Source organism: Micromonospora sp. 4G55 (genome assembly GCF_016803375.1).
On sequence record NZ_JAEVHN010000416.1, the window covers coordinates 1 to 5,567 of the forward strand.

At 74.3% G+C, this 5,567-nt stretch carries 6 protein-coding genes; 4 read left to right on the forward strand and 2 right to left on the reverse strand.

The window, feature by feature from the left end:
- Positions 1-145: 145 nt before the first annotated feature.
- A complete protein-coding gene (locus JNW89_RS38175; protein ID WP_238450944.1) occupies positions 146-547 on the reverse strand; it encodes a LuxR C-terminal-related transcriptional regulator in 402 nt (133 codons plus the stop codon).
- A complete protein-coding gene (locus JNW89_RS26085; protein ID WP_238450946.1) occupies positions 544-1,173 on the reverse strand; it encodes an ATP-binding protein in 630 nt (209 codons plus the stop codon). The genes JNW89_RS38175 and JNW89_RS26085 overlap by 4 nt, the downstream gene beginning before the upstream one ends.
- Positions 1,174-1,236: 63 nt before the next feature.
- Between JNW89_RS26085 and JNW89_RS26090 the strand changes: the two genes are divergently transcribed.
- The 4 genes from JNW89_RS26090 to JNW89_RS26105 all read left to right on the forward strand — a co-directional run.
- The gene (locus JNW89_RS26090) at positions 1,237-1,956 is read left to right on the forward strand and encodes a PP2C family serine/threonine-protein phosphatase (protein ID WP_238450948.1); all 720 of its coding nucleotides are present in this window, start codon (positions 1,237-1,239) and stop codon (positions 1,954-1,956) included.
- A 50-nt stretch (positions 1,957-2,006) separates the two neighbouring features.
- On the forward strand, positions 2,007-3,191 hold the full coding sequence (eis, locus tag JNW89_RS26095) for an enhanced intracellular survival protein Eis (RefSeq protein ID WP_238450950.1): 1,185 nt from the start codon (positions 2,007-2,009) through the stop codon (positions 3,189-3,191).
- A 203-nt stretch (positions 3,192-3,394) separates the two neighbouring features.
- Positions 3,395-4,144 (forward strand): ZIP family metal transporter, encoded by a 750-nt coding sequence (locus JNW89_RS26100; protein WP_238450952.1) that lies wholly within the window; start codon positions 3,395-3,397, stop codon positions 4,142-4,144.
- Positions 4,145-4,395: 251 nt separating this feature from the next.
- Positions 4,396-5,567 (forward strand): hypothetical protein (locus JNW89_RS26105; RefSeq protein WP_238450954.1); only part of this gene is annotated, 1,172 nt, incomplete at its 3' end.

Genomic DNA, 5,567 nt, shown 5'->3' on the forward strand with positions numbered 1-5,567 from the left:
CCACGCCGGCCAGCACCGGTTGCAGCCGTCCCGCCATCACCGCACCCCCCGTCGTCCGCGGCACCCTACGCGGCGGCCCACCAGCAGGCCGCGCCCGTCCACCGTGCCCGCCCACCAGCCGGGAGCGGGCAGGCGACCGGGCCGCTCAGCCCAGCGGGCGGGACGGGACGCGGTGCCGCACCGCCCACAGCGCCGCCTCCGTGCGCGACGCCGAGCCCGTCTTGCGCAGCAGATTCGACACGTGCACGGTGACCGTGCGGACCGAGATGCCGAGCGCGCGGGCCGCCTGCTTGTTGGACATCCCGGCGACCAGGCAGCCGAGCACCTCCACCTCCCGGCCGGTCAGCTCGGCGTCGGGCGGGGCGGCCGGGCGGGGCGCCGGTGGCCGCAGGTGCTCCGGCAGCGGCCGCTCTGCCAACGCCTCCGGGCCCCGGCCGGCGTGCGCGGCGAGCAACTCGGTGAGCGCGTACGGGTTGCCGCCGGTGCGCCGCCAGACGGCGGTGGCGATCCGGTCGGCGGGGCGGGTGCCGTCGTACACCTGGGTCACACCTCGGCCACCTCGGCCACCCCGAGCGGGCCGAGGTGCTGGCGCACGGCGCCGCGTACCCCGCAGAGCCGGGACAGGACGCGGACGGCGAGGTCCGGCGCGACCGCGTCGGCCGGCGGCCGGCTCGCCACCACCAGCAGGGCCGGCAGGTCACCGGCGGTGGCCAGCTCACCGACCAGGTTGAGGCTGGCCGGGTCGAGGGCGTGCAGGTCCTCCACCACCAGCACGGCCGGGCCGGCGCCGACCAGCCGCCGGACGGTCCGCACGGCCAGCCGCAGCAGGGTGCCGGGGGCGTAGCGCTCGCGCGGCGCGGTGGGCTGCTGGGCGAGCCAGGCCAGCGCGTCCGGCGGCAGATCGAGACCGCTGGTGTCGCGGCCGCTGAGCACCGCCGCCAGCCAGTCGTACGGGGCCGGGTCGTGCAGCCGCGCGGCGCCGGACAGAACCACCGCCGGGCGGGGTGAGAAGCCCTCCACAGCCGCCGCGACCAGCAGACTCTTGCCCACCCCGGCCGCCCCGGTGATCACCGTGACGGCGGGCGACGGACGGCCCGCGTCGACCACGGTGGACCACGCCCGGTCGAGCTCGGCACGCTCGCCGGCGCGTCCGACCATGGACACCGGCATCATTTCTGCCACCCTACGCACTAGTGCGTAGAGACGGATCAAGGGTGTTCTTGGCAAGCTTGGGGCATGACGCTGATCCTCCGCTCGGCCATCCTCAACGACGTCGGCCTGGTCCGCACCAACAACGAGGACTCCGCCCTCGCCGGTGACCGCCTGGTGGCGGTCGCGGACGGCATGGGTGGGCTCCCCGCCGGTGAGGTGGCGAGCGAGATCGTCATCCGCATCCTGGACGAGCTGGTCCCGCCGACCGTCGCCGACGAGGCCGCCGAGGCGCTGCGCGCCGTGGTCGCCACCGCCAACCAACGCATCCGCGCCGCCATCTCCGCCGATCCGACGCGCGACGGCATGGGTACGACGCTGACCGCCGGCCTGCTCGCCGGGGACACGCTGGTCCTCGCCCAGGTCGGCGACTCCCGCTGCTACCTGCTGCGCGACGGCGAACTGACCCAGCTCACCCGGGACGACACCTTCGTGCAGGCGCTGGTCGACCAGGGCGCGCTCTCCCCCGATCAGGCCCGGCACCACCCGCAGCGGTCCCTGGTGACCCGCGCGGTGCAGGGCGCGGACGCCGCCCCGGCGATCGGGGTGTTGACCATGTTCGTCGGCGACAGGCTGCTGCTGTGCAGCGACGGGCTCTCCGACTACGTGGAGGACGCGGCGATCCATGCCGCGCTGACCACGTACGGCGACCGGCAGCTCTGCGGCGAACAGCTGGTCAAGCTCGCCCATCAGGCCGGCGCGCCGGACAACGTCACCGTGGTGGTTTCCGACCTGACGGAGGGCTGAAGCGGACCAATCGGGTTGCGGGGGACCGCCGGCCGGGTTGGGATGGACGGATGTTCATCCGTCGTCTGGCCGCCGAGGAACGTCTGACCACCAGCTTCCCGCTCCAGGCGTACGCCTTCGAGGCGTCCCCGCTCAGCACCGAACGGGTGGAGGCGTTCCATCGTTACCTGCCGTACAACAAGGGCAACCGGACGCTGGTCGTGGAGGAGGACGGGGAGACCCAGGCGGCGGCGAGCGCCATCCCGATGCGGCAGAACCTGCGCGGCCGGGTGCTGCCGATGGCCGGGGTGGCCGGGGTGGCCACCCACCCGCTGGCCCGCCGGCGGGGTCACGTCCGGGCGCTGCTGCACCAGCTCCTCGACGAGATGCGCGACGAGGGGCACCCGCTGACCGCGCTGTACCCGTTCCGGGCCGGCTTCTACGAGCGCTTCGGCTACGTCGGGCTGCCCCGGGCGCGGACCGCCCGGTTCTCCCCCGCCGACCTGGACCCGCTGCTCCGGGCCGAGCTGCCCGGCGAGGTGACCTGGGAACGGATCGGCGCCGGCTACGCCGGCTACCGGGCGTTCACCGAACGCTGCGTACGGGAGCGGCACGGCTTCGCGATCTTCCCGGAGTTCCGCGCCGCCGGGCTGCGCGACCGCGATGACCGCTGGCTGGTCACCGCCCGGATCGACGGTACGACGATGGGCGCGCTCACCTACCGCATCGACGATCACGGCGGCGAGCTGCAGGGTGACGACCTGCTCGTCACCGACCCGTACGCCCGGGCGCTGCTGTTGCAGTTCCTCGCCCGGCACGTCGACCAGGTCGACCGGATCACCCTCCAGGTCCCCGCCGACGAGCTGCCCGAACTCTGGCTGACCGACCTGGCCGTACACGTGGAGGCGCGGGTCTCCCGCCCCGGCTCACCCGCCCCGATGGCCCGCCTGCTGTCGCTGGACGCGCTCGCCGGCCTGCCTGCCGGCCCGGGCCGGGTCCGGGTCGAGCTGGCCGGCGACCGCTGGCTGGCCGGCACCCACCTGCTCGACGGCACCACCGGCCACCTGGAGCTGACCACCGGCGGCCCGGCACCGTCGGCGACCCTCACCGCCGCCGGGCTCTCCGCCCTCGCGTACGGAGTCCTCGACCCGGCCGAGGTGGACGTCCGGGGGCTGGGCTCGATCGGCCCGGACGCGGCCGCCGAGCTGCGCCGCCTCTTCCCCCGCCACCTCCCCTACCTCTTCGCCGACTTCTGACCCCCGGGCCTCGCGCTCGCGCCCACGTCAAGGTCCGCGCAGGTTCAGAGAAAGCGGGCCTGTCACGGGGCCGGAGGCCACTCTTTCCGAGAGAGTGCGCGCGTCTGGTGCGCGCTGGTCGGTCGGTCCGGTGGCGTCGTGGGGCCCGGTGACATTCGTGCGGGGCGGTTTTCGGGTTCGGGGGGTCGGGTACCGTCCGCCAGATGCCGGAGTGGTTGCAAGCGGGTGCCTGGGGACTGCTGGCCGGTTCGGCACTGCTGATCGGGGCGGTCGTCGGGTTCTTCGCCCGGGTGCCCCGCAAGGTGATCGCCTCGGTCATGGCGTTCGGCGCGGGCGTGCTGCTCTCCGCCGTCTCCTTCGAGCTGATCGCCGAGTCGCACGCACAGGGCGGGCTGCTGCCGACCACGATCGGGGCGGCCGGCGGGGCGCTGGCGTACACCGGGGCGAACCTGCTGCTGGCCCGACGCGGCGCCCGGCACCGCAAGCGCTCCGGCGACGAGCAGCCCACGGAGCAGGAACAGCCCGGCTCCGGGTCGGCGATCGCGGTGGGCGCGCTGCTGGACGGCGTACCCGAGTCGGTGGTGATCGGCGCGAGCCTGCTCGCCGGCGGCCCGGTCAGCCTGGTCACGGTGGTGGCGGTCTTCCTGAGCAACGTGCCGGAGGGGCTGTCCAGCGCCGCCGGCATGCGCCAGGCCGGCCGCTCCCGGCGGTACGTCTTCCTGCTCTGGACGGCGATCGCGCTGGTCAGCGGCGCCGCGGCGCTCGCCGGCTACGCGCTGCTGGGCGGGGCGCCGCCGGAGGTGCTGGCCACCATCTCCGCGCTCGCCGCCGGCGCCATCCTCGCGATGATCACCGACACCATGGTGCCGGAGGCGTTCGAGGACGCCCACCTGCTGGTCGGCCTGATCACGGTCCTCGGCTTCCTGACCGCCTTCGCCCTCTCCCACGCCTGACCACCCGGCGGCCACTCGCCCGCTTGATCCACTCCGGTTGCGGGGTGTCGCGCTCTCCCGGAACGGGGACACCGCGCCACGCCGCACAGCGCGTGGATCAACGCGCGGGTACCGCCGCACACGACTCCGTCGCGCCCTGCGGCCTCGCCGCCGACGAGGCGGGTGGATCAACCGGCGGAGCGCGGTTTAGCGGTGGGTTAAGCCTCGGCGGAGGAATCGCCGCGGACCGCCCGCGCCTCTAGCATCGGCGGGTGCGCGTGAGATCCCTTGCCTGTCTGCTCGCCCTCGGTGTCGCCACCGCCACCCTGCCCGCCTGCGGCGGAAGCGGGGACGGCGCGGCCTCGGTCGCGCCGTCCACCGTGGAGGCGACCGCCCCGACGGCGAGCCCGCCGGGCGGACCGGCGGCCCGCAGCGGCCTGGGCGGGCCGGGAAAGAGCGCGTCCCCGAAGCCGTCGAAGACCGCTAGCTCACCACTGCGGGCGGGCAACCCGAACGGCGGCGCCACGGTCCCGGCCGAGGCGCGGGCGGTGGACACCTCCCGTCCGGCCAGGACAGTGGGCACGGGTACCCCGGCGAGCTGCACCTCGGACGCGGTGGTGCGGGCGGTCGCGGCGGGCGGGATCATCACCTTCGACTGCGGCCCCGACCCGGTGACGATCCGGATGAAGGCTACCGCGAAGGTCCGTAACAAGGTCGGGGCGCGGATCGTGCTGGACGGCGGCGGAAAGGTCACCCTCTCCGGGGGCGGCGAGCGGCGCATCCTCTACATGAACACCTGCGACGCTGCGCAGGGCTTCACCACCTCGCACTGCCAGGACCAGGACCATCCGCAGCTCACCGTGCAGAACCTGACCTTCGCCGACGGCAACTCCACCGGCGAGCGGACCGAGGGCGGCGGGGGCGGCGCGATCTTCGTACGCGGCGGCCGGGTCAAGGTGGTCAACACCCGTTTCACCGGCAACCGGTGCGACCGGACCGGCCCCGACCTGGGCGGCGCGGCGCTGCGGGTGCTCAGCCAGTACGACAACAAGCCGGTGTACGTGGTGAACAGCACCTTCACCGGTGGGGTCTGCGCCAACGGGGCGGCGCTGAGCAGCATCGGCGTCTCCTGGACGGTGCTGAACAGCGTCTTCACCGGCAACAAGGCGGTCGGCAGCGGCGCCAACCCGGCCAAGGCGGGCACCCCCGGCGGTGGCAGCGGCGGCGCGATCTACTGCGACGGCAACGAGTTCACCGTGCGGATCGCCGGCACCGTCATCGAGAACAACCACGCCAACGAGGGCGGCGGCGCGATCTTCTTCGTCAGCAACAACCGCACCGGCACCATGAAGATCGAGCGCTCGACCCTGCGCCGCAACCCCAGCGACGGCTTCGAGACCCAGGGCCTTCCCGGCATCTTCTTCCTCGGCGCCCGCCCACCCAC